Source organism: Bacteroides sp. 224 (assembly GCF_010500995.1).
GTDB lineage: Bacteria > Bacteroidota > Bacteroidia > Bacteroidales > Bacteroidaceae > Bacteroides.
The window spans coordinates 33023-57682 of sequence record NZ_QVMK01000012.1; the positions used below are offsets into that span (position 1 = coordinate 33023).

The following is a 24660-nucleotide window of genomic DNA, read 5'->3' on the forward strand; positions in this document are numbered from 1 at the left end:
TATGTATATTAACAAGGAGAAAATACATTTGTTCAGGTATCCGCTTCCGAATGCTCCTTAGGTAATTTGAATATAGCTCTTTCCGTTGATCGTCTTATGTATCTGAATTTGAACGGGAATACGTTCGCTCATTTCCCGCACATGAGAGATCACCCCGATTTTACGACCTTGTAGCTGCAATTGCTCCAAAGCATCCATGGCTGTACGCAGACTATCCGCATCGAGCGAACCGAAGCCTTCGTCAATAAACAGAGATTCTACCTTTAAATTATTACCCGATAAGGAGGATAATCCCAAAGCAAGTGCCAGGGAAATCAGGAAAGATTCACCACCGGATAAGGAATATACGGTACGAATTTCATCGCACATATCACAATCAATTACCTGCAATGCCAATGTATCCGGCACTTGCTGCAATTTATAACGTTTGGAAAGATAAGACAAATGCTTGTTGGCATGCATAAGTAAAAGGTTGAGCGTATAACTTTGAGCTATCACCTTAAACTTACTGCCATCGGCACTACCAAACAACTTATTCAGCTTCTCCCATTTTTCGGCAACGGCTTCTTTCTCTTTCAATGCCGTTTCTATCTCTTTTTGTAGTTTACGACTTTCTTCCTGTTGTAATAACTGCGCCTCCATCACTGAAAGTTGCTTTTCTATCTCTACTTTGTGTTTCTGACAGTTATCAATCGTTTCGGGTAACTTCTCAGGAGATTCAATCTGTTTATATTCCTTTCGCAATACTTCCACAGCAGCGGTTAATTGCTTTATCTCTCCCCGGACACCCGAAATACGGGCTTGATTTATCTCTGCATTTTTTCTTGCGGTTTCTAAGGCATCTGTCAGTTCCTTTTCTTTCCGTTGCATGGAAAGCTCAGCCTCATCTACCGATTTGCCTTTTAATAGTAATTTACGTTCTGCAAGCAATGCACTAAGAACGCTCTCTTTTATTTTATAGTCATACCACAACCACTCTTCGTAAAGTTGCTGGTATTCCCGAAGCTTTTCAGAAAGACCTTCTTGTTTGTTTCTAAGTTCTTCCAGTTGCAGGTCAAAGTAGGCAATGCTCCGCTCCTCTTCATTCTTCGGACATTTTCTTTCTATTTCTGCTTGCAAAATGGTTAATCGGCTTTGTTGTTGTTCGCAGGTTTCGAGCAGATGTTTAATATCCCGCTGTAGGGAAATAGAATGATTATTCAGCTTTTGCAACTCCTCCGAAGCCGTTTTATAGTCTTTCTCTACTTGTCGATAATGCGATTCTATGGCTTCTGCCTTTTGAGAATAGGGATGTTCCAAACTTCCGCAAACCGGACAAGCCTCTCCGGATATAAGTGCTTGCCTTAGTGCTTTCACATCTTTTCCCATGGCAATGCGTAAACCGTCAAACACATTTTGAAGTGTCTTTACTTCTACTTGTTTACTTGTTAACCGACTTGCAAACACAGTTTGTTCTTTTTCCTTTTCCGAGTAACTTGTTCGCTTCTGCTGAAGATCTTTCGATAATTCTTCGGCCGTTTTCTGTAAAGTCAGCCATTCTGCGGTTAGTTGCTTTGCCTCTTGTAGCTTTTTTTGTTGTTGCAGTAAAGCAGTCTGTTCATTGCCCAGATTCTGAATATCGAAAGTATTTAGTCTCCGGCTTCGCTCTTCATTCGTTTTTTGTTCTGCATCCAAATGCTCTAAAGATAGTTGTATGGTTGTTGGTTGCTTAGAGCGGATACCGGCAATGGACTGTTCTACCTGCTTAAAATTGGCTTGGGCACCCTGAATACGTACATCAAGCTCTCGGGCTTTTCGTATATCCGGTTGCAAGTCGGCGCACTTTTGCCTGAAATCGGTTAAGTATGCTGTTTGTTGAGCAAACAAGGTTTGAAGTTTCAATAAGTTCTCTTGTCCTGTTGCTTCCTCTTTATGCTTTTTGGCCAATACTTCCTCTTGAGTTTTAAGAGATTGAATCAGCTTTAGTTTTTCTGTTAAAGATTCCAGTTGTTTGCTTATCTCTTCTCTTTTAATGCGAAAAGCAGTTCGATTTTGTTCCAACACTTGCAATTCCTCATCCGGCAATAATTTGATTACGCTTGCCCGATTCCGGATCTGATTCAATTCCTCATTAGCAATCTTGGTATGTTGGAAGATGGCTTTTGATATCTGTGAATAGATTTCTGTTCCTGTCAACTTCTCTAATAATTCTGCTTTGGCCGACTCTTTCGATTTCAGGAATGTAGCAAAATCATTCTGAGCCAATAATACGGTACGTGTAAACTGATCGTAGTTCAAACCAATCAACACAGTTAAACGATTGAGCAATTCGGTTTTGGTTCCCTGCAATTCTTCTTCTTTATCCAGGTTGGTTACTTGCATAGTTTGCGCCTGCAAGGAGCCGTCTGCTTTACTGCGAGCCCGACGAACAGACCAACGAGATTGATAGCGAAATCCATCTACTCCCATAAATACCACTTCTGCAAATCCTTCTCCGGTTCCTCTGCGAAGGATGTTTTTTACATCAGATTGATTCACCTGACTTTCTCCTACATCTTTTAAATAGAGATTCTCTCCGGTAGTAGCAAAGCGAGGGGTCTTATCATAAAGAGCCAGGCAAAGCGCATCAAGAATAGTAGATTTTCCGGCACCGGTAGGGCCTGAGATTGCAAATATTCCGGCAGACTGCAAAGGTTCGGTAGTAAAGTCAATATCGAAATAGCCTTCAATAGAAGCCAGATTTTTTAATCGGATGGATAATATCTTCATGGATAAATAGTCGTTGAGTTATTTTTCATTATACAAAGAAAGGGTTGCCTCCTGAAAGAGTTCCAGCAATTCATCCGGCATTTCCGTCAGATACATCTTTTCAAATGTTTGCTTAGCAATTTGTAAAGGATTCATTTCCTGTAAACCGACTGTCAGGACTTCTTCTTCCATAGCATGGCCGTCGGACTGTTTATATACAGAAACGATACGGGCTAAACGAGCGTGTTTTCCTGCTAATGAATCTTCTATTTGACGGCGTAATAATGGTTCCGGTTCAGTCAACAAGACTTTTACTTCCAGATAAGGAGCTTGTTCATTTTCTTTATATTCCGGCAATGCATGCAGTTGTTCAATGACTTGTACTGATGATTCCGGCTTGTCGGAAGGTACACTCAATAAAGTAACTAACGGTTCATAGGCAAGTTTCTCTATGGAGTTTAGCTCACCATCCTGTAGCGTAATCAATACCACACCATGTTTATAGTATTTCTCTGCAAACGACATGGACAACGGACTACCGGCATATCGTATACATTCCCTTCCGGATACCCGTTGCGCTTTATGAATATGCCCTAAGGCAGTATAAGCAATACTCGAAGAAAATGCTTCGGGCGATACAGCTTCCAATCCTCCGATAATTGTTCGTTCGCTATGGTCTTTTTCTGCGATTTCCGATCCGGTGGCTTGGAGATGCCCCACAGCCACAAGTGCTTGTCCCTCTCTTTTTTGTTCGAGTGCAAGGGTGGTAAGTTCTTTATAAAATGCTTTCACTCCCTCTGTATATGTATTTCCACCTTCTGTTTCTACAGCCGGATAATCTCCCTGACGTAGAAAGGGGACAGTCAAGCAGAGGGCTTCTACTTCACCGGAGCGGTTTTTCAGTTCCACAATCAGGTCATCGTAGTCAATAACTCCTTCTTGCTTCTTTATTACTCCTTTTACATACGTATTCATTTCCTGCAATAATGGCAAAGGAGCTTCGAGGCGAGAGGCTGAATCATGATTGCCTGCAATTGTAATAATCTGCAAATGAGGGTTTTCATTCGTTACCCTACGCACAAAACGGTAAAACATCCGTTGGGAAGCTGCCGAAGGATTAGCTACGTCAAAAACATCTCCGGCAATAATCAATACATCTGCTTCTTTTGTTTTTATTTCTTCGGTCAACCAGTTCAGAAAATGTTCATGTTCAATGGTTCGGTCGTATCCAAAGAATGTTTGCCCTAAGTGCCAGTCGGCTGTATGAAGTATTCGAATCATCGTTTTTTCTATTTTAGTTCCAAAATTAAGATAAATCCGGCTATTTATTTGACTTTGGGACGATTTTGTATTACTTTCGTGAAAGTAACAACGATTTAATTTAGGATAAAGGTACACTATGAGACTTCATCTTTTCTTCACTTCTTTGCTTTGCTCCTTTCAGTTTTTGCTTGCTCAAACCCCGGAGTTAACCCAAGGAGAATTAAACCAGAAATTAGATTCTATTTTGATGGAAGGAAATCAATTATTCCTACACGAAAGAGCTTCGTGGACATCATACGATTTAGCATTGGAAAACCCCAAAGTAAAAGAGCACTTCGAATCTTACTTAACTTATGAAACAAGAACAGCCATAAAAACCATTATCATAGGGTACAACGACCAGAAGTGTATCGCTGAATATACTTTCACGGAAGAGTTTACACTACCCTCTTCTACCAAGATCGAAACCAGAGACTTAACTTCGGAAGAGAAAAAGCTAATTGAGATTCGGTACAAACTCATGGAGCAACTCGATGACGACAAGTATAATATAAGAATAGCAGAAGGATTCAGTTTAAACTTCATCTTACTCCCCTTTAAAAACAAATATAAATTTTATATTTTGACAGGAACTGCTCAACCGGATGTAATTCCTTTTGGAAATGATTATTTAGTAATAGCCGACAAAGACGGGAAAATTGAACGTTTTCAGAAATTCCATGTCGGGTTGTTCCCAAACCCTACCACCTTTCAGGGAAAAACAATATCGGAGATGGTACACAGTCATTCGAAAAACACCCCTTTCATTACTGCTACGGACGTTTGTACCTTTATGTTATATGCGCCAATCTATGATATCAAAAGCTTTGCGGTGTATTCTCCGGCATTGGATCTGTTCATGAAGTACACATTAAACACCAATACAATTACTTTAGAAAGTAAAGACAGTGTTTTGCAACAAGAATAGAACACAGAGACACAGAGTTACATTTATTCTTTGTGTCTCTGCGCCTCTGTGTTCATTCTTTTTTTATTCAATCCGCTAATTAATCGAGTATTTTTATCTAAGTTTGTAGAAATCGGAAACAGATATTATAAAACCAACCTGTTATGAAGAAATTGTTCCTCGTTTTTGTTTTATGGATAACTACTTTCAGTTTGCAAGCTCAAACGGAAGTTATCTCCGACAGCATTCATATCTCCCCCAAAGCACAAAGAGAACTAAATCAGCTATTTTTTGATTTCAGTTTGCCCGAGGCTCCCCGAATGCCTATTATAAATACCGGCTTATTGTTGGGACCGGATATGAGCAAAGATTATTCTTCCCTCTTTCAAATTGACAAAAAGTGGACCTTTGGGCAGAATTACACTTTAGTTCCTACAGTTGGACACATGGATTTCTATTCAAGTTCGCAATCTGTACAAGTGGGCACTTTAAGACTGAACGATCATATAAAGTTAAGCCTCTACGGCCAATATACTGCCACCGGAGAAAGAATTCCAACCACCAATATATTCCCCTGGGACAAGAAAAGCTTTACAGGGGGAATGCAATTAAAGATAAATAATAACTTCGGCATCAGTATCGAAGTAAAGCAAGGAGGTAAAAACCCAATGAATCCTTATTAAAGAGCGTTGGCTTTTTGTAGCTTATTCCTCCGGTTGATAAATTTCTTCGATCAATTCTTCGCGCTTCATCGACATTTTTCCGTCTGCATCTACTGTAAGTGAGATTGGAATATACAGATCTGTTTGTGGGTAGCTGACACTCACGGCGAAGATTATTCCTTGGGTGGTAGTCTTATCAAAAACCATGCCTTCTAATATTGATTTCTTCATAAAGTTTGCATTCACCACAGAAGAGAAACTATGTTTGGTGAAGGATTTATTAAGAACCTCGCGGTTACCTTGAGTAATACGCAAAGCGATACGATTATCTATAAAAACATCTCCCATCTCGCTTTTTACGCGAGTCAATGAATCATCCGGTGTACGAAGTATGGATATATTGTATTCTTTTCCTTTAAAAGTAACTGTTTGTTCATTCTTAGATACCTGCATTCGTTGTAACCCTTCTTTATCTGTAGTATTCTGCATAAGTACACGTGTATCATCTACTTTCTGAGAGTTATCTTTTTTAGAACATGCGGCTACAGTTATCAAACCGCTAACAATAAACAAGTATAGTAGTTTCTTCATTTTATAATTCGTTATTCCAAGTAACAAAGAAACAAATAATTTTCTCTCTTTGCAAAAAAAGTTTGCCCCTTACGAAACTTTTTCCGTAAGGGGCAAACTCAATTTACACACACAATCTATTTTACCTAATACCTTTACATTTTATTGAGCTTGTCTTGGTTGTCTTCCTTGTTGACGACCACCACCTTGCTCCATTCTTTTTTGCCTTTCTTCCCGTTTCTTAATATAATCGTTATATTGTTCTTCAGTCAGAATCTTCTTTAACTTGGTATTATAGTCATCCATTTGAGCTTTACGAGCTTCGCGCTGCTTTTCTACTTCTTTGCTTTTTGCTTCTTTGTTTTTCTTTTCCTTCTTTGCGTTTTCTTCTGCTTTCTTACTCATTTCCTGAGTCATAGTAAGATTCAACTCCGACAGTTGTTTCTTTTGTTCCTCATTCAAAGAATATTCTTTTGCCATTCTTTCAGTCATTCTTTCTGCCTGAGCTTTTGGGTCTCTTTCTCTTTGTTGTCCTTGTCCACCACGTCTTGGGCCTTGAGCCATAACAGTTGCAGTAGTCATAAGTGCTATCACGATCAAAAATGTTATCTTCTTCATAAATTCATTCATTTGGTTTATTAAATAGTTTTTTGTTGCAACTGATTATATGACTATAAAAAGAAAGAGAGGTTTAATCCTCTCTCTCTCTTTTTAACAAATATTTTTTATTTAATGAGTTCTAAGACATAGATAGGTTGAGGTTCCATGTGAGTAGTACGTTCTCCATCCCCTTGTCCGGTGCGTTGTACATAGATGTGCAACTTCTGTTTATCTTTCCAGAGTTCAGTATCATGACTCGGTTCCCAGGCATCTACTGCGAAATCAGTCAAATCCTCATATTTCCATGTACCTGTATTTATATCATCAGATATTGCCATGGAAACTTTACTATCTCGCTCTTCATCTCTAAAGATATAATAGGCTTTCAACTTTTTATTCTTTTCTTTAATTACTAACCTTGGGCGAGCGATAGGTATTAGTTTTGTACCTCCGCCACTTAGGCTAAAAGGGGTAGTGCGATTGGATATTTGCTGTTGCTTCCATTGTTTACCATCATTCCAAACTAAGCGATATTGAGGAACATCGGAATCTGCATCACGCCAGTAAGTGGCTATATAAGGATTCCCGTTTCTATCTGTCGTCATACTTGTTTGGTTAATGAGCTCACTTTTTTGAGGAATAGAGCAAGCATATTCTGCATTAGATGCATTAATGGGTAAGGTATACTCCTCTCCTGTAGATTTTTCCCAGGTTTTACCTCCATCTTTAGAGCGGGCATAACAAAGATCGTGATTTGTTTCCACCAGATAACTTTCGCGCCAAACCCAGGATAGATGTATAATGCCTGCCTTATCTACATATATTTGCCAATACGCATTTCGCTTATTCTCTCCATCAATCAAAACATCTTGTACTCTTTCCCATTGTTTCGTTTTTAAAATATAGCGATTCATTACCAAATTCCCTCTACCCGAGGAGCCGGAGCGATATACAAAGATTAAATCTCCATTGGAAAAACGATAAAACTCAGGATAAGTCACATTCTTTTCATCTTGCCCAGTCATGGCTATCTTTTCTCCCAATGTTAATGAACCGGGAGCAACGCTTTTACAATATCGCAGGGGATGTCCATGATGATCGAATGATACATGTAAATAGTCGTCTCCATCTACCATCATACTAATTACATTATGTGCATCGGCCACATTTCCTTTGTAGGGCGAACGTTGCAAAGTCCAATCCTCTTTACCTAACTTACGTTTACCTAAAGTAAGATAACCATCCTGATCGTAAAAAGCAATATATTGATTGTTCTTATGAGTAACCAATGAATTGACACGAAATACGGTTGTATTCACAGAGGTACGACTAAATCCGTCGGCCACTTTCACTAATTTCTGAGCATTGCCAGTCAGTATAAATAAAAAGAATAAAGAGATGAAAGCTGCTTTCTTCATGATATTATTTTCTTCTTTAGAGTTTCATCACAAAACATTTATTGAGGCAAGTAATAAGGGTTTGTTAATGTGGTATTGATTGCGGGGGTTTTATCGACCGAGTCAAGAAATCGAGTCGCAAACAATAAACGATTCAAATTAAATTCATCATAATCCGAATCCGTTGGGTCAAAGCTATTAATCCGCACATCTCCCTGAGAATGGATAAATTTCTTATTACCTATATATATACCAACATGAACCACGCGTTCTTTCTTCTCTGGAGTGGCTTTGCGCCCAAAGAATATCAAATCGCCAAGACGAAGATTGCTATAATCAGATGCTATATCAATATGTTCGCCCACATAAGCCTGTTGAGATGCATCACGTGGCATTATAATATCATGCATGTATAATACTGTGCGAACAAAACCACTACAATCCATACCTTTTGATGAGGTTCCTGCCCACAGATAAGGAACTCCCAATAAAGTACGAGATGTACGGATGATACTTTCGGCATCTTGCCTGATGGAAGCTCGCCAAAGCCCTTCCGGCTTAGCTATGCTTTGCGGAATATAGGCTATTTTACCATCGGGATAAGAGATTTTATAAAATTCCTGTTCCGTTCCTTCATATTTTAAACGATTACCTGCCACTACATCACTAATGGATTGCGAATTCATATCGGGCTTTTCATAAGTGAAACCAAAATGAGAAGTAACGACAACTTTCTCAGCCCGATTCCAAGCATTATACTCTTCTTTATTCATAAGGGTAATGCCTACTCGGTGTACCCACCCCAAATAATCATCGGGAGTTTGAATGCGATACCACTTTTGATGCTGCAATACTCTGACAGGCATACCAAGTATGGCTTGCGTAATCATCTCGGATGAGAAATCAGACTTTGCATGTATATTACAAACAGATAGATTGACAACTCCATACGTATCTATCAACTCTTCAGGAGTATTCCCATCAGTATCGGCAGATGCTTTCTCTGAATTTGCACAAGAGGAAACAAAAAAGAAAACGAATAATAAAGGTAGAAATAGTATGCGCATCTTATATTCTTTTAGTATTGAACTCGAAAGCAAAGATAAATCTTTTCTGCCATTAAGTATTTGTCATCAGGCATTTTTGAGTATTTGTTCACCTACTTAATGTCTTTTCTCAAGCCGTTGAGAATAAATACTCAAGCCGTTAAGAATATATTCTCGCGCCCTTAAGAAAATATTCTCAAGCGGGTGAGTAAAAAGACAAAATAACCCGGAGTGATTATTCTTATGTTTATTAGTTTTCTATAAATCGCAATTTTCACTTACATTTGCACTATGGTAAAGAAACAAGTAGCCCGATATATAGAAACAGAGCACCTTTTCTCTTTAAAAGATAGAGTTCTTGTGGCTCTTAGCGGAGGAGCAGATTCTGTTGCGCTACTACATATTCTATTATCGCTGGGCTATACCTGTGAAGCTGCGCATTGCAACTTTCATTTGCGTGGCAAAGAGTCAGACAGAGATGAAGATTTCACCCGACAATTATGCCACAAACTAAACATTACTCTCCATACCATCGACTTCGACACAGAGAAATACGCCGAAAGCCACAAAATTTCCATTGAAATGGCTGCCCGTGAATTACGTTATCAATGGTTCTCCGAAATAAAAGAAAAGTGTAAGGCATCTGTTATAGCTATTGCCCATCATCAGGACGACAGTGTAGAAACCATGATTCTGAATCTGATCCGTGGCACGGGCATTAATGGATTATTGGGTATTAAACCGAAGAATAAAGATATAGTTCGTCCGCTGTTATGCGTTACCCGCCAAAAACTGATTGATTATCTGAATTATATAAAACAAGATTATGTAACAGATAGTACTAATCTTCAAGATGAATATACACGCAATAAAATCAGATTGAATTTAATTCCGCTCATGCAGGAAATCAATCCTTCAGTTAAAGACAGCCTTATCAATACCGGCAATCATCTCGCGGAGGTTTATAAAGTTTATCAAGAAGCCACGCATCAGGGAATTTCAAGAGTCCGAACCCACGAGGGAATCCATATTGAGGCACTACTCAAAGAACCATCTCCGCAAGCCCTCTTATTCGAGATATTACATCCTTTAGGATTTAATTCTGCTCAGCTAAAAAACATATATGATTCTTTGTACGGACAACCCGGAAAGTATTTCATAAGCTCAAAAGGATGGAAAGTAACGAAAGATCGCGAATTATTATATATAAGTAAGGTAGAAGATAAAGATACTCCTCCTCCCTTTTCACTGCAAATAAAAGAAGAGATGTACTCTTCAACATTCATCATACCCACAGATAAAAATGTTGCTTGTTTAGATGCCGACAAGGTAAAAAACGAGTTTACCATTCGTAAATGGGAACATGGTGATACATTTATCCCTTTGGGCATGAAAGGAAGAAAAAAAGTAAGCGACTACCTGACAGATAAGAAATTCTCACTGCTTCAGAAAGAAAACCAATGGGTACTTTGCAATGGCAATGAAATCGTTTGGTTAATCGGAGAACGCCTCGACAATCGTTACCGCATTACTCCAAATACCCGGAAAATATATGTTATAAAACAAATTTCTGTAAACAAAGTGAACTTTTAGAGCCATCTATTGTTATTATCTAAAAAAATAGATTACCTTTGCAGTGTTGAAAATCATTCAGGGAAATTCTCCCACAGAGAAAGTAAAGAAGTGATTTTCAATCCAAAATAATCAAATCCCAATTATACAATTTTCATAGTTTAAATCACTAGTCGTAGTTATTGCTATGCCCATCTTGAACTCTAAAAATAATAAATTATATAAAATAACTTGCCTATACACTGTATGTATAACATTATTCAATTAAACGACAAAAATCTGTCGGATCTACAAATTATTGCAAAAGAATTAGGAATTAAAAAGGCTGAATCATTCAAGAAAGAAGAACTTGTTTATAAGATTCTTGACGAACAAGCCATCGTAGGTGCCACCAAGAAAGTTGCTGCCGACAAAGTAAAAGAAGAACGTAAATCAGAAGACAAGAAGAAACGTTCTCGCGTAAATGTCAAAAAAGAGGGTGACAAAGTTTACACCGCTTCAAAAAACGGAGAAACTGCTAAAACAGAAGCTGCCGCCCCTGTAACACCAACCAAAGCAGCCGAAGCTACCGAAGCAGAATCCAAAAAGGCAACCGAAAAGAAAAAAGCTGCAACAACTAAAGAGCAGGTAGCCGAAAAAGAAGAGCCCGCAACAAAAGCAGCTCCAAAGAAAAAAGCCACAAAAGCCCCCAAAGAAACTAAAGAAAAAGAAGTAAAAGAGGAACCGGAAAAAGTAACTCCAAAAGCAGAAGAGGCAGAAAAGAAAGTAGTTAAAGTTAAAACTAAAACTGCTAAAACCGAAGAAAAGAAAACAAAGGAAGCTCAACCTGTTAAAGAAGAAGCCCCCGTTGTTGCCAAAGAAAATGTCGAAGATTTTATTCCAATTGAAGACCTGCCTTCTGAAAAGGTCGAATTACCATCTGAACTATTAGGTAAATTTGAAGCAAACAAAACAACTCCTCCTCAACCTGTTATAGAAAAGAAGGTTCAACCTCAACAACCTCAGGCTCAGCCAAAACAACAAATACAACGTCCACGAGTTGTACGACCAACGGACAATAATCAATATAACAATCAAAATCAACGCGTTAACCAACCGGTTAGACCTGTTGCTCAAACAGAAAATGAACCGGCTCCAGTTAACGAACGTAGAATCATTGAAAGAGAAAAACCTTACGAATTCGATAACATTCTATCAGGAACCGGTGTCTTAGAAATCATGCAAGACGGATATGGTTTCCTTCGTTCATCAGACTACAATTACCTGTCTTCTCCAGACGATATTTATGTATCTCAGTCGCAAATTAAATTATTCGGACTGAAAACAGGAGATGTTGTAGAAGGTGTTATCCGTCCTCCCAAAGAAGGAGAAAAATACTTTCCATTGGTTAAGGTTTCCAAAATCAATGGACGTGATGCTGCTTTCGTACGTGATCGTGTTCCATTTGATCACCTCACTCCTCTTTTCCCGGACGAGAAGTTCAATCTATGTAAAGCCGGACAGCACAATTCCCTGTCGGCCAGAGTAGTAGACTTATTCTCTCCTATCGGAAAAGGACAACGCGGTTTAATTGTAGCTCAACCTAAAACCGGTAAAACAATCTTATTGAAAGATATAGCAAATGCCATCGCAGCCAATCATCCTGAAGTGTACATGATTATGCTATTGATCGATGAACGCCCTGAAGAGGTAACCGATATGGCTCGTAGCGTAAACGCTGAAGTAATTGCTTCTACTTTCGACGAACCGGCAGAACGCCACGTAAAGATTGCAGGTATTGTATTAGAGAAAGCAAAAAGATTGGTAGAATGCGGACATGATGTGGTGATTTTCCTTGATTCTATCACCCGTTTGGCACGTGCCTACAACACTGTATCTCCGGCATCCGGAAAAGTACTGTCCGGAGGGGTTGATGCAAATGCATTACACAAGCCTAAGAGATTCTTCGGTGCAGCTCGTAACATTGAGAACGGTGGTTCACTAACAATTCTTGCCACAGCACTTATCGACACCGGCTCTAAAATGGACGAAGTTATCTTCGAAGAATTTAAAGGTACAGGAAACATGGAATTACAACTTGATCGTAACTTATCAAACAAGCGCATTTTCCCTGCTGTTAATATTGTGGCATCAAGTACCCGTCGCGACGATCTTCTATTCGACAAACAAACATTAGACCGCATGTGGATTCTGCGTAAATATCTATCTGATATGAACCCCATTGAAGCAATGGACTTTGTGAAAGATCGTTTGGAAAAGACAAGAGACAACGATGAATTCCTAATGAGCATGAATAGCTAAATGCTAATTTAACCAATAAAGAGAAAGATGTAGATACAATGTGTTTACATCTTTTTTCTTTTATATAATTGCCTGCTACCCCCTTACAATGAAATAAAGTCATCTGATTAGCTGTACTTTTCGGGGTTTTTCGTACATTTGCGTCCCTAAACAGCTAATTAATAAACGAGATATGTTTGATAACCTTAGTGAAAGACTCGAGCGGTCTTTTAAGATTCTGAAAGGTGAGGGCAAAATCACCGAAATTAATGTTGCGGAAACGCTAAAGGATGTACGTAAAGCATTGTTGGATGCCGACGTAAACTACAAAGTAGCCAAAACATTTACCGACACAGTAAAAGAAAAAGCATTAGGACAAAATGTATTAACAGCTGTGAAGCCCAGCCAGTTGATGGTTAAAATCGTTCACGATGAGTTGGCCAACCTGATGGGTGGTGAAACAGTTGAAATTAATCTTGAAGGAAAACCATCCATTATATTGATGTCAGGTTTGCAGGGTTCCGGTAAAACAACTTTTTCGGGAAAACTGGCTAAGATGCTGAAAACCAAGAAAGGAAAGAAACCTTTATTGGTAGCAGCCGACGTATACCGCCCCGCAGCTATCGAACAGCTTCGCATACTTTCAGAACAAATAGAAGTTCCGATGTATTCCGAGCCAGACAGCAAAGACCCGGTTTCTATTGCCAAGAGCGCTATTCAGGAAGCTAAAGCCAAAGGACATGATTTAGTAATTGTCGATACAGCCGGACGTTTAGCTGTAGACGAAGAGATGATGAAGGAGATTGCAGCCATCAAAGAAGCAATCAACCCAAATGAAATTCTCTTTGTGGTAGACTCTATGACTGGTCAGGATGCAGTTAACACAGCCAAAGAATTTAATGAACGCCTCAACTTCGACGGAGTTGTGTTGACTAAACTCGATGGTGATACCCGTGGTGGTGCCGCTCTTTCTATCCGCACGGTGGTTAACAAACCTATCAAATTTGTTGGTACAGGCGAGAAGTTGGAAGCTATCGACCAATTCCACCCTTCGCGTATGGCCGATCGTATTTTGGGTATGGGAGACATTGTGTCTCTGGTAGAACGTGCTCAGGAACAATACGACGAAGAAGAAGCCAAACGTCTGCAAAAGAAAATAGCTAAGAATCAGTTTGATTTCAACGACTTTCTCGGACAAATTGCTCAGATCAAGAAGATGGGTAATCTTAAAGACCTGGCATCTATGATTCCGGGCGTAGGAAAAGCCATTAAAGACATCGACCTTGATGATGATGCCTTTAAGAGCATCGAAGCTATTATTTACTCTATGACTCCAACCGAACGCTCCAACCCGGAATTATTAGATGGCTCTCGCAGACAACGTATAGCTAAAGGAAGCGGAACAAGCATACAGGAAGTTAACCGTTTATTGAAACAATTCGATCAGACTCGTAAAATGATGAAGATGGTTACTTCAAGCAAAATGGGGAAAATGGCTAAAATGATGCCTAAAGGTAAAAGATAAACTTTTTAGTTGAGAGTTGAAAGTTGAGAGTTGAGAGTTACGATGCCGCATGATAACTCTCAACTCTCAACTCTCAACTCTCAACTAAGATCAACTCTCAACTATTATGAACTATACACTTATTGACGGAAAAGCCATCTCAGAACAAGTAAAGCAAGAAATAGCTGCTGAAGTTGCAAATATCGTTGCCAAAGGAGGAAAACAACCGCATCTGGCAGCTATCCTTGTAGGACACGACGGAGGTAGCGAAACATACGTAGCAGCCAAAGCAAAAGCATGCGAAGTATGCGGTTTCAAATCATCACTCATTCGTTATGAAGACGATGTAACCGAAGAAGAGCTATTGGCTAAAGTTCGTGAGCTTAACAATGATGACGATGTAGATGGATTTATCGTACAACTTCCATTGCCCAAACATATCTCGGAGCAAAAAGTAATTGAAACCATCGATTATCGCAAAGATGTAGATGGCTTCCACCCTATCAATGTGGGACGCATGTCTATCGGTCTTCCTTGTTATGTGTCAGCTACTCCCAATGGCATTCTTGAGCTTCTGAAAAGATATAAAATAGAAACAGCAGGCAAAAAGTGTGTTGTATTAGGACGCAGCAACATTGTAGGAAAACCCATGGCTATGCTTATGATGCAGAAAGCATATCCGGGCGATGCTACGGTAACCGTATGTCACAGTCGATCCAAAGACTTGGTAAAAGAATGTCAGGAAGCAGATATCATTATTGCTGCCTTAGGACAACCTAACTTCCTAAAGGCCGATATGGTAAAGAAAGGAGCCGTGGTTATTGATGTAGGCACTACAAGAGTTCCTTCCGACAAAACCAAATCAGGCTTTAAACTGACCGGCGACGTTTTATTCGACGAAGTTGCCCCTAAATGTTCTTACATAACTCCTGTTCCCGGTGGCGTGGGACCTATGACTATTGTTTCTCTGATGAAAAACACATTGTTAGCAGGAAAAAAAGAAATATATAAATAAGTGAGACGTTTCACATTCTTAGCATTTATTCTTCTTTCTCTATCCTGTGTAAACAAGGGTAGAGCAGAAGATACAATAACAAAAGAAAAGCCCGACAGTATTATCTCTTCCAAAATTACTTTGTTATTTGTTGGAGACTTAATGCAGCATAAAGCACAAATCAACACTGCCCGTACTGCAAACGGAAACTATGATTATGCTGAATGTTTTAGTCACATCCGCGAAGAAATCAGTAAAGCTGATATAGCTATTGGCAATCTGGAAGTAACATTGGGAGGAAAACCATATAGCGGTTATCCTTGCTTTAGTGCCCCGGACGACTTTTTATTTGCCATTAAAGAAACTGGTTTTGATGTATTGCTTACCGGAAACAATCATTGTTTAGACAAAGGGAAAAGGGGGTTGGAACGCACCATTCTCATGCTCGACTCTCTACAAATTCCTTATGCCGGCACATACATCGATAGTGTGGCAAGAGCCCAACGATACCCTCTACTCATTGAGAAGAACGGATTCCGCCTTTCTATCATTAACTATACTTATGATACAAACGGCTTAAGACCCACTCACCCCAATATCGTAAACTATATTGATAAGGAAGTAATAGCAGCAGATATAGAAGCAGCCAAAGCCCAACAGCCTGACGCAATTATTGCCTGTATGCATTGGGGGTATGAATACAAATCTTTGCCCAACAAAGACCAAACGTCATTAACCGACTGGTTATTTGCTCAAGGAGTAGATCATATTATTGGTTCTCACCCACATGTTGTTCAACCGTTAGAGTTACGAACAGATACCATTACAAATAAAAAAAACGTAGTAGTATACTCGCTTGGTAACTTTATATCGAATATGAGCGTTCGCAAAACCAATGGAGGAATTATGTTTAAGATGGAATTAACCAAAGACAGCTTGACGCATATTACCGACTGTGGCTACAGCCTTGTATGGGTAGCTCCTCCAAGCATTAAAAGAAAGAAGCATACACTTATCCCGATTAATTACCCTACCGATTCACTCTCTATTAATGAACAGAGTAAAATGGATATTTTTGTAAAAGACACCCGGAAACTTTTCGAAACAAACAACAAAGGGATAAACGAATACACTTTTTATTAAAATATTAATCGCAAAATTTGCAGAATAAAAGATAATACGTATCTTTGCACCGCATTAGAAAAACAACATGGTGGATATAGCTCAGTTGGTTAGAGCGTCGGATTGTGGTTCCGAAGGTCGCGGGTTCGAGCCCCGTTTTCCACCCTCGTTTAAAGTAAGCTTCAGAAGATCTCTGGAGCTTTTTTAATTTTCATAACTTTAATGGCTACTGGCAGTTGAAAACAGGGATCAATCCGAAACAGTAACTATTATTAGTGATTCCCCCCCTTGTAGAATACCCCAAATAAGGTATTGTGCGACATATTCAAACCCTTTATCTTTGCAGTATCAGAATTTAGTTAGTCATAATTTTATTACGTAACCACTTTAAGTAAAATGAGATAAGATCCTGTCGAAGTGATTCGCCGGGATTTTTTTTTAATCAAGCATCGCTATTACCTAAAAAGGGCCATCCAACCGGACAGCCCCATTATTATTCCATCATCATCTCCTTATCCCGGCCAATTGGTATCATCAGCCGATACATCTTTCTCTCTTAAAAACTCTCCGGTGGCTGTATAATAAAGTGCCATCCCGGTTTTTCCTTGTTCTACTTCAATCACATATTCGGCATCCTTAGATGGATATTCCAGATAATCTACATCATCAATTCTCCATGAAGCATATTTGCTTGCGGCAATAGCGGTAGTGATTGCCTCCGGTAAATTGGCTGGCAACAAATCAGTTTCAGTCATTCTCCATTCGGCGCTTTCTGTAAACCAAACATCTATGTCTTTATCGCCAACCCAGCAATCTGCAACTAAAAAAGTTCTTTTTTTCTCCCACTCTACCCGGGTTGCATTCGGATATTTTGCACTCAAAGCTTCTTCAAATTTCTGCTCGGGCTTGTAATCATCATCGTCATCACTACACGAGGTACATGTAAAACCAAATAAAACGGCACACAGAAGGGTCAATAAAGTTAAATTAATCTCTTTCATACTTAATTATTTTATGGGTTAATAGTTAAATTCAAATTAATCATCAATTTCGACCAAATTGCCATTCCTGTCGAATCTTAAGCTCAAATCATTGTTTAGCTCTACTTCTATTCCACGACGGTCTTTCTCTATTTGAGTTATATACTCCTTTTTAAAGTTAGCGGAAAGATAGTTCTTTACATAATCAGGAATCAATTCGGCGGGTATTTCTGCTTTTTTGGCATCTACTTCCATCCAATTTCCTCTGCTGTCGAAATCGATTTCAGTACCATTCGTTAATACCACTTCGTACTTCTTACTTTTAAAAAACTCATTATCTATCTTTATATAAGAGATAGCAGAGTTTGGAAAATACTGTTGGATAAAAGTTTGAGAATTCTTTGGGAGGCTTTTCCCATCGGTAGTCACTACATCTTTGGCAGAAACAAACTGCACAGCAAATAGTACCATTGCTAATACAGATAAAATCTTCCTCATAATTGTTATTTTTAGGTGTTAATACTCTTTGTGATCTATTTACACTACAAATAACGGTATCGAATTAGGAAGAAATTAGGAATATCGTCTACTTAGAGAAGGATTTACATTTATTAACTCAAGAGAAAGCAATGCATTTCATTTTCCCACGAATATTGCAGCGTTAATCCGCAAGAAGAAGCAATAGAACGAGCAATGGCCAATCCTAATCCTGTAGAGTCTTTCTTTTCTGTTTGAGTATGGTAGAAGCGTTGAAAGATTCGATCCGGGTCAAGTGATTCTTTCCCACTATTCTTTATCACCAAACTATGATGACTTATAAGTAAGTGCAGTTCACCATTTTCGATATTATGCACCAATGCATTCTTTAATAAATTAGCTATTAGTATTCGAGCCAACGAAGCATTACAACGAATCATGAATTTATCTTCTTCGTGGCAATCTAATTGAATATTCCTGGACTCATAAATCAACATTAAATCAGGTAGAATTGCGTTTACAACATCATTCACACATACATCTTCTACCTCAGCATATTGTTTATTCTCTATGCGGGAGAGTAGTAATAAAGATTTATTCAGTTTTACGGCACGTCCTAAAGTGTTATAAATATCATCCAGCTCCTTCATCTGCTCTTCGGTAAGAGACTCGCTCTCTGCCAATAGTTCGATTTTTCCTCTTACTATAGCCAAAGGAGTCTGCAACTCATGCGAGGCATTTTCAATAAATTGCTTCTGCTCAATATAGGCGTTATAACTCCGATTACTCAGGGCTATGGCAGCTTCATTCAGTTTTTTAAATTCCTGAATTTGTGTTTCATTATCCAATGGAGGAACTTCTTTACCGGGTTGCACCTGCCCCAACCAATTTAAGAGACGATCTAATGGCAGGAAAGAACGCTTTAGAACTACACGATTTACTACAATAATACAAATAAGAAGTAATACATACAAGCTGAGTAAATAGCCCAATATGGCTTCTATCATATCCTCGCGTTCTAAGGTAGATATCATTATTTTCAGTTCATAATACTGCCCGTCGGGCATCATGAAAGAAGTTTCCATAACTCGAACCGGCTCATCTTCGTCTTCCACTTCTATATAAACAGTAGAATCATAGAATTTTTCCCGATGATGAGCAGCCGCTTCTTTGGATATGGAACGAAACTCATACATTGTCATCACATTCCCACTTGTATCAAGCACAGAAGGATCTTTTAATGCGGTATTTACTAAAATATCCCGGTAATTCTCTAATGAATCATCTGTCTCGTCCGTAACTTCTTCTAAAATTGTGAAATAGAAAAAGATTCCCCAGATTGTCATTAATAATAAGAGGAATAAAGAAAGGCTGCGATATGTATAATGCAGTAGCTTCATATTTCGGTGAGTTTATAGCCGAAGCCATATACGGCAGTTACTTCAATAGTAGCACCGACCTGTTTTAGTTTTTTTCTCAGATTCTTTACCTGAGAGTAAATAAAGTCCAGACTATCGGCTTGGTCTATGTTATCTCCCCAAACAGATTCGGCAAGACTCATTTTATTAATCACCCGATTAGGGTTCACCACAAAATAGTAGAGTAAATCAAACTCTTTGCGATTTAAGGTAAGTGGCGTGTTGTTTACACTCACCTCTCTCCTATCGGGATATAGAATAACATTTCCCAGTATAACAGATAATTCTCCCTGTGTTTGCTTCCTGCGAATAACCGATTTTATGCGGGCATTAAGCTCTGCCAGGTGGAAAGGCTTAGTCAGATAATCATCTGCCCCAAGTTCAAGACCGGTTACTTTATCATCTAAGGAGTCTATTGCCGAGATAATCAGCACGCTGTCATTCCGATGAAGGCGCTTTAATTCTCTTAATAAATCCAGCCCGGTGCCTCCCGGCAACATGATGTCCAGCAATATGCAGTCGTAATCATAGTCGTTTATTTTATCCATAGCAGAATGAAAATCTGCGGCTACTTCTACCAGAAATTTCTCTTTCAGCAAAGAAGCTGAAATGGTATCTCTTAAGTCCGGTTCATCTTCTACTATAAGTATTTTCATATTGCTTGCATATTATATTATCAGAATTGTGGCAATATACAAAGAAAGAAAGGAATTTAGGAAGAAAACTGGAATATCAACTATTCATATTATTTAGTGCATTCATCGCCATTTCATAGCCCTTTTGATAGATTGTTTCCGCATGTTCCAAATCATACATCGAATACTCGGCTATCTCGCACGATTCTATTAACACATCACATAACTCCCTGTCTATAATCGAGTTAGAAGTAGTTAGCGAATAGAAGGTGCGTTCTATGATGTATTTCAACGAACGAGTGTATTCCGTATGATTCATGGGGCTAACATTCACCCCGATAAGTTTCTCGCATTTGCGTCGAATCATTGATACCGGAAAATTGGCAAACAATCCTCCATCTACATAATGATGCCCATCAATCTCTACAGGGGTGAAAACAATCGGAATAGAACAAGAGGCAACCACAGCAGAAATCAAATCGCCTTTACTGAACACGTGACTTTCGCCATATTCAATATCGGAGGCAACAGCCCATAACGGCATTTTTAGTTCCTCAAATTGTTTCGCTCTCAAGTGTTTACGCATAAAAGCGCGGAAACGGGTACTCTTAAAAAAACCTTCTTTGGGAAGCGTAAACTCCGTAAACTCTGTGAACTTCATTTTCTTAAACAGACCTATGATCTCTAACGGAGTATAACCATCGGCATACAACGCACCGGCCAACGCACCGGCACTTGTACCCACAATAATATCGGGATAAATGCCTTTTTCGTTCAATGCCTGCAAAGCACCTAAATGAGCAAAGCCTCTTGCTCCTCCCCCACTGAGTACAAGAGCTAATTTATATTTCTTTGTATCTGCCACCTTATTCCCTGTTTATTGATTGCAAATTAAGCTATTATTTTCATTCCGCCAAGCGTCAGCAGAATGACTGTTAAATAGCGTATGGCCATACCTATAATCACAAAAACATGCACACCTGCTACATTTACCCGAAGATAACCCAAACAAATGATGATTACATTCCCAAAGATGGGTACCCAGCAAAATAATCCCATATAGGCTCCTTTACCCAAAAGCCATTGTTTTATTTTCTCAAAACGTTCGGGTTTTACTCTCGAATGTTTCTCTATCCATTCTTCTTTGCCCAATTTACCTAAGTAATAGTTTACCATAGCTCCCATCCATCCACCTAACATGGCAGCAATGAAACAAGCACGATAATCCAATCCGGCTACCACTGCCGCAACTACTACCACATCAGAACTAAACGGAACTAACGTAGCCGAAATAAAACAAGCAATGAATAATCCTACGTATCCTAACTCAATAAGCGCTTCAACCATTATTTACTTATTGTCTTTTTTAAATTCTCTGACCATCTCTATTAAAATATCTCCGTACTTCTCGATTGTCTTTTTACCTAAGAATGGAATCATCAGGAGTTCGTCTTCCGTGGTAGGCAATAAATTTACAACACCCAGAATTGCTTTTTGTTGTATCACCGTATAAACCGGCAATCTGTTTTTGGCAGCTTCTGAGTTCCTCCACTTAACAACTGTTGAATACAAAGCCGGATGCAGAATATCTGCCGGCACTTCCACCTTCTCTTTTTCTTTGCTTTTCTCTTTTGATGACTTACGAGAGGTTTCTTTTTTCGGTTTCAGATTCTCATGAGTAGCCAATTGTATCTGCACATAAGCTTTTCGTTTTAAGTATCCGGTTACGGAAAAACCTTCTTCTTTTATCGTCAACAATATACCAAACTTTAATCGGATGGCTTCATTGAAAGTTCCGAATATCTCTTTCAACTTTTTGTTAGTCTCCTTATTATCGGTATCGGGCATTGCCTTTTCAATAAGCTGATGAAAGACCTCATTTCCTTTGTCGTAGAAATAAGAAGCTCCGGCCAATATACGTTGCCGCAATTGTTCATTGTTTGCATAGTCGGCAGCCCCTTGAAATAAAGAAGAATATTGGTTCCTGAAACGAACAGCCACCTGTTCTATATCTTTCTTGAATAGCTCGTAAGCCTCTCTGAATTGTGTTACAAATGTGGGATAAAGCTTATAAATATGTTCATCGAGCAAACGAATAAGATAAGAAAACTGTTTGTCGATCAAACTATAGTCGAATAATTCGCTAAGCAATTTATAGTAATATTCCCGCTGAAGTTGCTCCAGTCTGTTGGAATCCGGAATAGTATGTTCTACTTCGCGGGTAAATTCGGTAACCCGATCATCACAAATAATGGCATCTTTTGTAAGAGGAGATTCGAGTACCATTCCTTCCAGCGTCTTGCATCGGCTTAATGCCACATACACTTGTCCGTGTGCAAAAGAGGCACTGGCATCAATAATAGCCCGTTCGAAAGTTAACCCCTGGCTTTTATGAATGGTGATAGCCCACGCTAACCGGATAGGATATTGGGTGAATGTTCCTTCTACTTCTTCTGTAATTTCGCTTGTTTCCTCATTTAAGGTATACTTGCTATTGGTCCATTCTTCTTTTTCGAGCAAGAATTCTTCATCTTCTTTCTCCTTTCCGCGAACAATAATTCCTTCGTTAATGATAGCTACTACAACGCCTATCTTCCCATTATAATATCGCTTATTTCCATATTTATCGGCAGACGAATCGTTTTTAATAAACATAATCTGGGCACCCGTTTTAAGCGTAAGTTCAGCTTCGGTAGGGTAAGAAGCCTCCGGAAAATTACCTCCTATCTTAGCTTTAAAGGTATAAGTTTTGCCGGGAAGCATATCCAATTGCCTGTCATTCACACGCTGTGCCTGGGCATTATGAGTTGTCAGCCGAATGTATCCATCTTCGGGTTTAGCCTGAAAGTTGGGGATGTATCGTTTGTTTATTTCAATCAGTAAAGAGGAATCAATATCATTTGCTCTGATTTTATTTAATAACGATAGGAAATAAGAATCACTCTGCCGATATACTTTCTCCAGTTGAATGGTTATATAATCTGTTTCCTGCAAAGCCTTACTCCCAAAGAAATAAGGAGTAGTATAATAACGATTCAACAAGTTCCATTCCTGATCTTTTATAACCGGAGCAAGCTGCTGCAAGTCTCCTATCATAAGAAGTTGCACTCCCCCGAATGGCTTGTTACGATCGCGATAACGACGAAGCACGGCATCCATCGAATCTAAAAGATCGGCACGAACCATACTAATTTCATCTATAACCAATAGGTCGATACTGCGAATTATATTGATCTTATCTTTACTAAAGCGATAAACGTTTTGCTTGGAAGTATAAATTGCATCGGGAATATAAGGACCAAAAGAAAGCTGAAAGAAAGAATGCATAGTTACCCCTCCCGCATTGATAGCGGCAATTCCCGTAGGAGCTACTACAATCATACGTTTAGGCGACTTTTCTTTCAGTTTTTTAAGAAAGGTGGTTTTACCTGTTCCTGCTTTTCCGGTAAGAAAAAGATGAGAATCTGTTCGCTCAATACACTGCCAAGCAAGTTCTAATTCTGTGTTTACCTGCATTTCCTATTTGATGTTTCATGCAAAGGTAGAGGAAATAATTTAAATCGCAATCATATACCTGATTGTACCAAATAAGAAATAACGCTTATAGATTATCTTTTTATTGTACAATTATTTAGTGAACCCTATTTATAAAAAGAGGAAGGCGTAAGACTGTTTACATATTCCATTGATGGGTTCTGGACGGACCTGCACTGAAAAAATGAAAACAGCTCACGCCTTTGGATGTATATAGACACACAGAGTGTTATATGACAAACCAAAGGAGAGCATTTCCGTTATTCTTTCAGTGCAAAATTGAATTGTCCAGATTCATCAATGCAGAATAAGCTAAACGCTTCCTAATATAGGTGCCTCCTTAAATATGGAGACGATGCAAATATAAGAATTATTTAGTTCTATCTGATTTTTCGCCTTTATAAAAAGTATTTTATATCTTAAATGATATTTGAGAGTTGATCCACACAAACCTCAACGCTTTTCTTTAATTCAGGTTCTATAAGCGAAGTAGCACGAATGACAGGTTTATCGTCATCATTATCTGAATTATATTTTAATAAAAAGATATTGTCTGAGAGGTTATTATCTATAAACAACCATAAGGATTTATATAAGTTATCGTATTGACTAATTGCATAAATTGTTCTGAATCTACTGTACCTTCCAATTTCACTAGTTATTTTTATGTTCATTCTCAAGTTTGTTCCCCCATCAAATGTTTCCATCCCCCAAATATCAAAATTGCCTCCAATGAAACATCTTCCCATAAGCAAAAACGTTTTAGAATTTGCACAAAAACAGTTTGCGTAATAAGGTTCATGTTTTTTATGAAACATTTTTTCACATTCACAAACGAAGTCGCTAAATAATTTGTCTGTTGTTTTGTAGTAGCCATTGCTCCCAAAATCTGCTGCTTTAAAATAATATTCCTCTTCTAAAATCATAATTATT

The 24660-nt window shown here is 38.7% G+C and carries 21 protein-coding genes and 1 tRNA gene; 8 read left to right on the forward strand and 14 right to left on the reverse strand.

What is annotated here, in order from left to right; genetic code table 11:
* Positions 1 to 57: 57 nt before the first annotated feature.
* Positions 58 to 2748: an AAA family ATPase gene (locus tag D0T60_RS07600; RefSeq protein ID WP_163217562.1), complete on the reverse strand. Its 2691-nt coding sequence runs from the start codon at positions 2746 to 2748 to the stop codon at positions 58 to 60.
* Between the two features lie 18 nt (positions 2749 to 2766).
* Positions 2767 to 4008 carry an exonuclease SbcCD subunit D gene (locus tag D0T60_RS07605; protein WP_163217563.1) on the reverse strand — a complete coding sequence of 414 codons (1242 nt, stop codon included), beginning with the start codon at positions 4006 to 4008 and terminating at the stop codon, positions 2767 to 2769.
* 118 nt (positions 4009 to 4126) lie between these two features.
* On the opposite strand from D0T60_RS07605, the gene D0T60_RS07610 reads away from it, so the two are divergent.
* A complete protein-coding gene (locus tag D0T60_RS07610; protein ID WP_163217564.1) occupies positions 4127 to 4957 on the forward strand; it encodes a hypothetical protein in 831 nt (276 codons plus the stop codon).
* Between the two features lie 143 nt (positions 4958 to 5100).
* A complete protein-coding gene (locus D0T60_RS07615) occupies positions 5101 to 5619 on the forward strand; it encodes a hypothetical protein (RefSeq protein WP_163217565.1) in 519 nt (172 codons plus the stop codon).
* 21 nt (positions 5620 to 5640) lie between these two features.
* On the opposite strand, the gene D0T60_RS07620 is transcribed toward D0T60_RS07615, so the two are convergent.
* The 4 genes from D0T60_RS07620 to D0T60_RS07635 all read right to left on the reverse strand — a co-directional run bounded on the left by D0T60_RS07620 (position 5641) and on the right by D0T60_RS07635 (position 9232).
* Complete coding sequence (locus D0T60_RS07620; RefSeq protein WP_163217566.1) at positions 5641 to 6189, reverse strand: DUF4738 domain-containing protein; 549 nt, start codon at positions 6187 to 6189, stop codon at positions 5641 to 5643.
* 141 nt (positions 6190 to 6330) lie between these two features.
* On the reverse strand, positions 6331 to 6786 hold the full coding sequence (locus D0T60_RS07625) for a DUF4890 domain-containing protein (RefSeq protein WP_163217567.1): 456 nt from the start codon (positions 6784 to 6786) through the stop codon (positions 6331 to 6333).
* A gap of 107 nt (positions 6787 to 6893) precedes the next feature.
* Positions 6894 to 8186: a BNR repeat-containing protein gene (locus D0T60_RS07630; protein WP_163217568.1), complete on the reverse strand. Its 1293-nt coding sequence runs from the start codon at positions 8184 to 8186 to the stop codon at positions 6894 to 6896.
* A 38-nt stretch (positions 8187 to 8224) separates the two neighbouring features.
* Positions 8225 to 9232: an NlpC/P60 family protein gene (locus D0T60_RS07635; RefSeq protein ID WP_163217569.1), complete on the reverse strand. Its 1008-nt coding sequence runs from the start codon at positions 9230 to 9232 to the stop codon at positions 8225 to 8227.
* Between the two features lie 270 nt (positions 9233 to 9502).
* On the opposite strand from D0T60_RS07635, the gene tilS reads away from it, so the two are divergent.
* From tilS to D0T60_RS07665, 6 genes are all read left to right on the forward strand, one after another.
* On the forward strand, positions 9503 to 10804 hold the full coding sequence (tilS, locus tag D0T60_RS07640) for a tRNA lysidine(34) synthetase TilS (protein ID WP_163217570.1): 1302 nt from the start codon (positions 9503 to 9505) through the stop codon (positions 10802 to 10804).
* 225 nt (positions 10805 to 11029) lie between these two features.
* Entirely contained in the window at positions 11030 to 13084 is a 2055-nt protein-coding gene (rho, locus tag D0T60_RS07645) for a transcription termination factor Rho (RefSeq protein WP_163217571.1), read from the forward strand.
* A 172-nt stretch (positions 13085 to 13256) separates the two neighbouring features.
* On the forward strand, positions 13257 to 14588 hold the full coding sequence (ffh, locus tag D0T60_RS07650; RefSeq protein WP_163217572.1) for a signal recognition particle protein: 1332 nt from the start codon (positions 13257 to 13259) through the stop codon (positions 14586 to 14588).
* Positions 14589 to 14694: 106 nt separating this feature from the next.
* Positions 14695 to 15582 carry a bifunctional methylenetetrahydrofolate dehydrogenase/methenyltetrahydrofolate cyclohydrolase FolD gene (gene folD / locus D0T60_RS07655; protein ID WP_163217573.1) on the forward strand — a complete coding sequence of 296 codons (888 nt, stop codon included), beginning with the start codon at positions 14695 to 14697 and terminating at the stop codon, positions 15580 to 15582.
* On the forward strand, positions 15583 to 16704 hold the full coding sequence (locus D0T60_RS07660; RefSeq protein WP_163217574.1) for a CapA family protein: 1122 nt from the start codon (positions 15583 to 15585) through the stop codon (positions 16702 to 16704).
* A gap of 69 nt (positions 16705 to 16773) precedes the next feature.
* Positions 16774 to 16849: transfer RNA gene (locus D0T60_RS07665), tRNA-His, on the forward strand.
* 346 nt (positions 16850 to 17195) lie between these two features.
* Here the strand turns inward: D0T60_RS07665 and D0T60_RS07670 are convergent.
* From D0T60_RS07670 to D0T60_RS07705, 8 genes are all read right to left on the reverse strand, one after another.
* A complete protein-coding gene (locus D0T60_RS07670) occupies positions 17196 to 17684 on the reverse strand; it encodes a PepSY-like domain-containing protein (protein ID WP_163217575.1) in 489 nt (162 codons plus the stop codon).
* Positions 17685 to 17720: 36 nt separating this feature from the next.
* Positions 17721 to 18161 carry a PepSY-like domain-containing protein gene (locus D0T60_RS07675; RefSeq protein WP_163217576.1) on the reverse strand — a complete coding sequence of 147 codons (441 nt, stop codon included), beginning with the start codon at positions 18159 to 18161 and terminating at the stop codon, positions 17721 to 17723.
* A 113-nt stretch (positions 18162 to 18274) separates the two neighbouring features.
* Entirely contained in the window at positions 18275 to 19540 is a 1266-nt protein-coding gene (locus tag D0T60_RS07680) for a HAMP domain-containing sensor histidine kinase (RefSeq protein ID WP_163217577.1), read from the reverse strand.
* Positions 19537 to 20214, reverse strand: coding sequence for a response regulator transcription factor (locus D0T60_RS07685; RefSeq protein WP_163217578.1), 678 nt, complete (start codon positions 20212 to 20214; stop codon positions 19537 to 19539). Before D0T60_RS07685 ends, D0T60_RS07680 begins: the two co-directional genes overlap by 4 nt.
* A gap of 76 nt (positions 20215 to 20290) precedes the next feature.
* The gene (locus D0T60_RS07690) at positions 20291 to 21058 is read right to left on the reverse strand and encodes a patatin-like phospholipase family protein (RefSeq protein WP_163217579.1); all 768 of its coding nucleotides are present in this window, start codon (positions 21056 to 21058) and stop codon (positions 20291 to 20293) included.
* A 26-nt stretch (positions 21059 to 21084) separates the two neighbouring features.
* Positions 21085 to 21540 carry a YqaA family protein gene (locus tag D0T60_RS07695; protein WP_163217580.1) on the reverse strand — a complete coding sequence of 152 codons (456 nt, stop codon included), beginning with the start codon at positions 21538 to 21540 and terminating at the stop codon, positions 21085 to 21087.
* Positions 21541 to 21543: 3 nt separating this feature from the next.
* Entirely contained in the window at positions 21544 to 23709 is a 2166-nt protein-coding gene (locus tag D0T60_RS07700; RefSeq protein ID WP_163217581.1) for an AAA family ATPase, read from the reverse strand.
* Between the two features lie 437 nt (positions 23710 to 24146).
* On the reverse strand, positions 24147 to 24653 hold the full coding sequence (locus D0T60_RS07705; RefSeq protein ID WP_163217582.1) for a hypothetical protein: 507 nt from the start codon (positions 24651 to 24653) through the stop codon (positions 24147 to 24149).
* Positions 24654 to 24660: the final 7 nt, after the last annotated feature.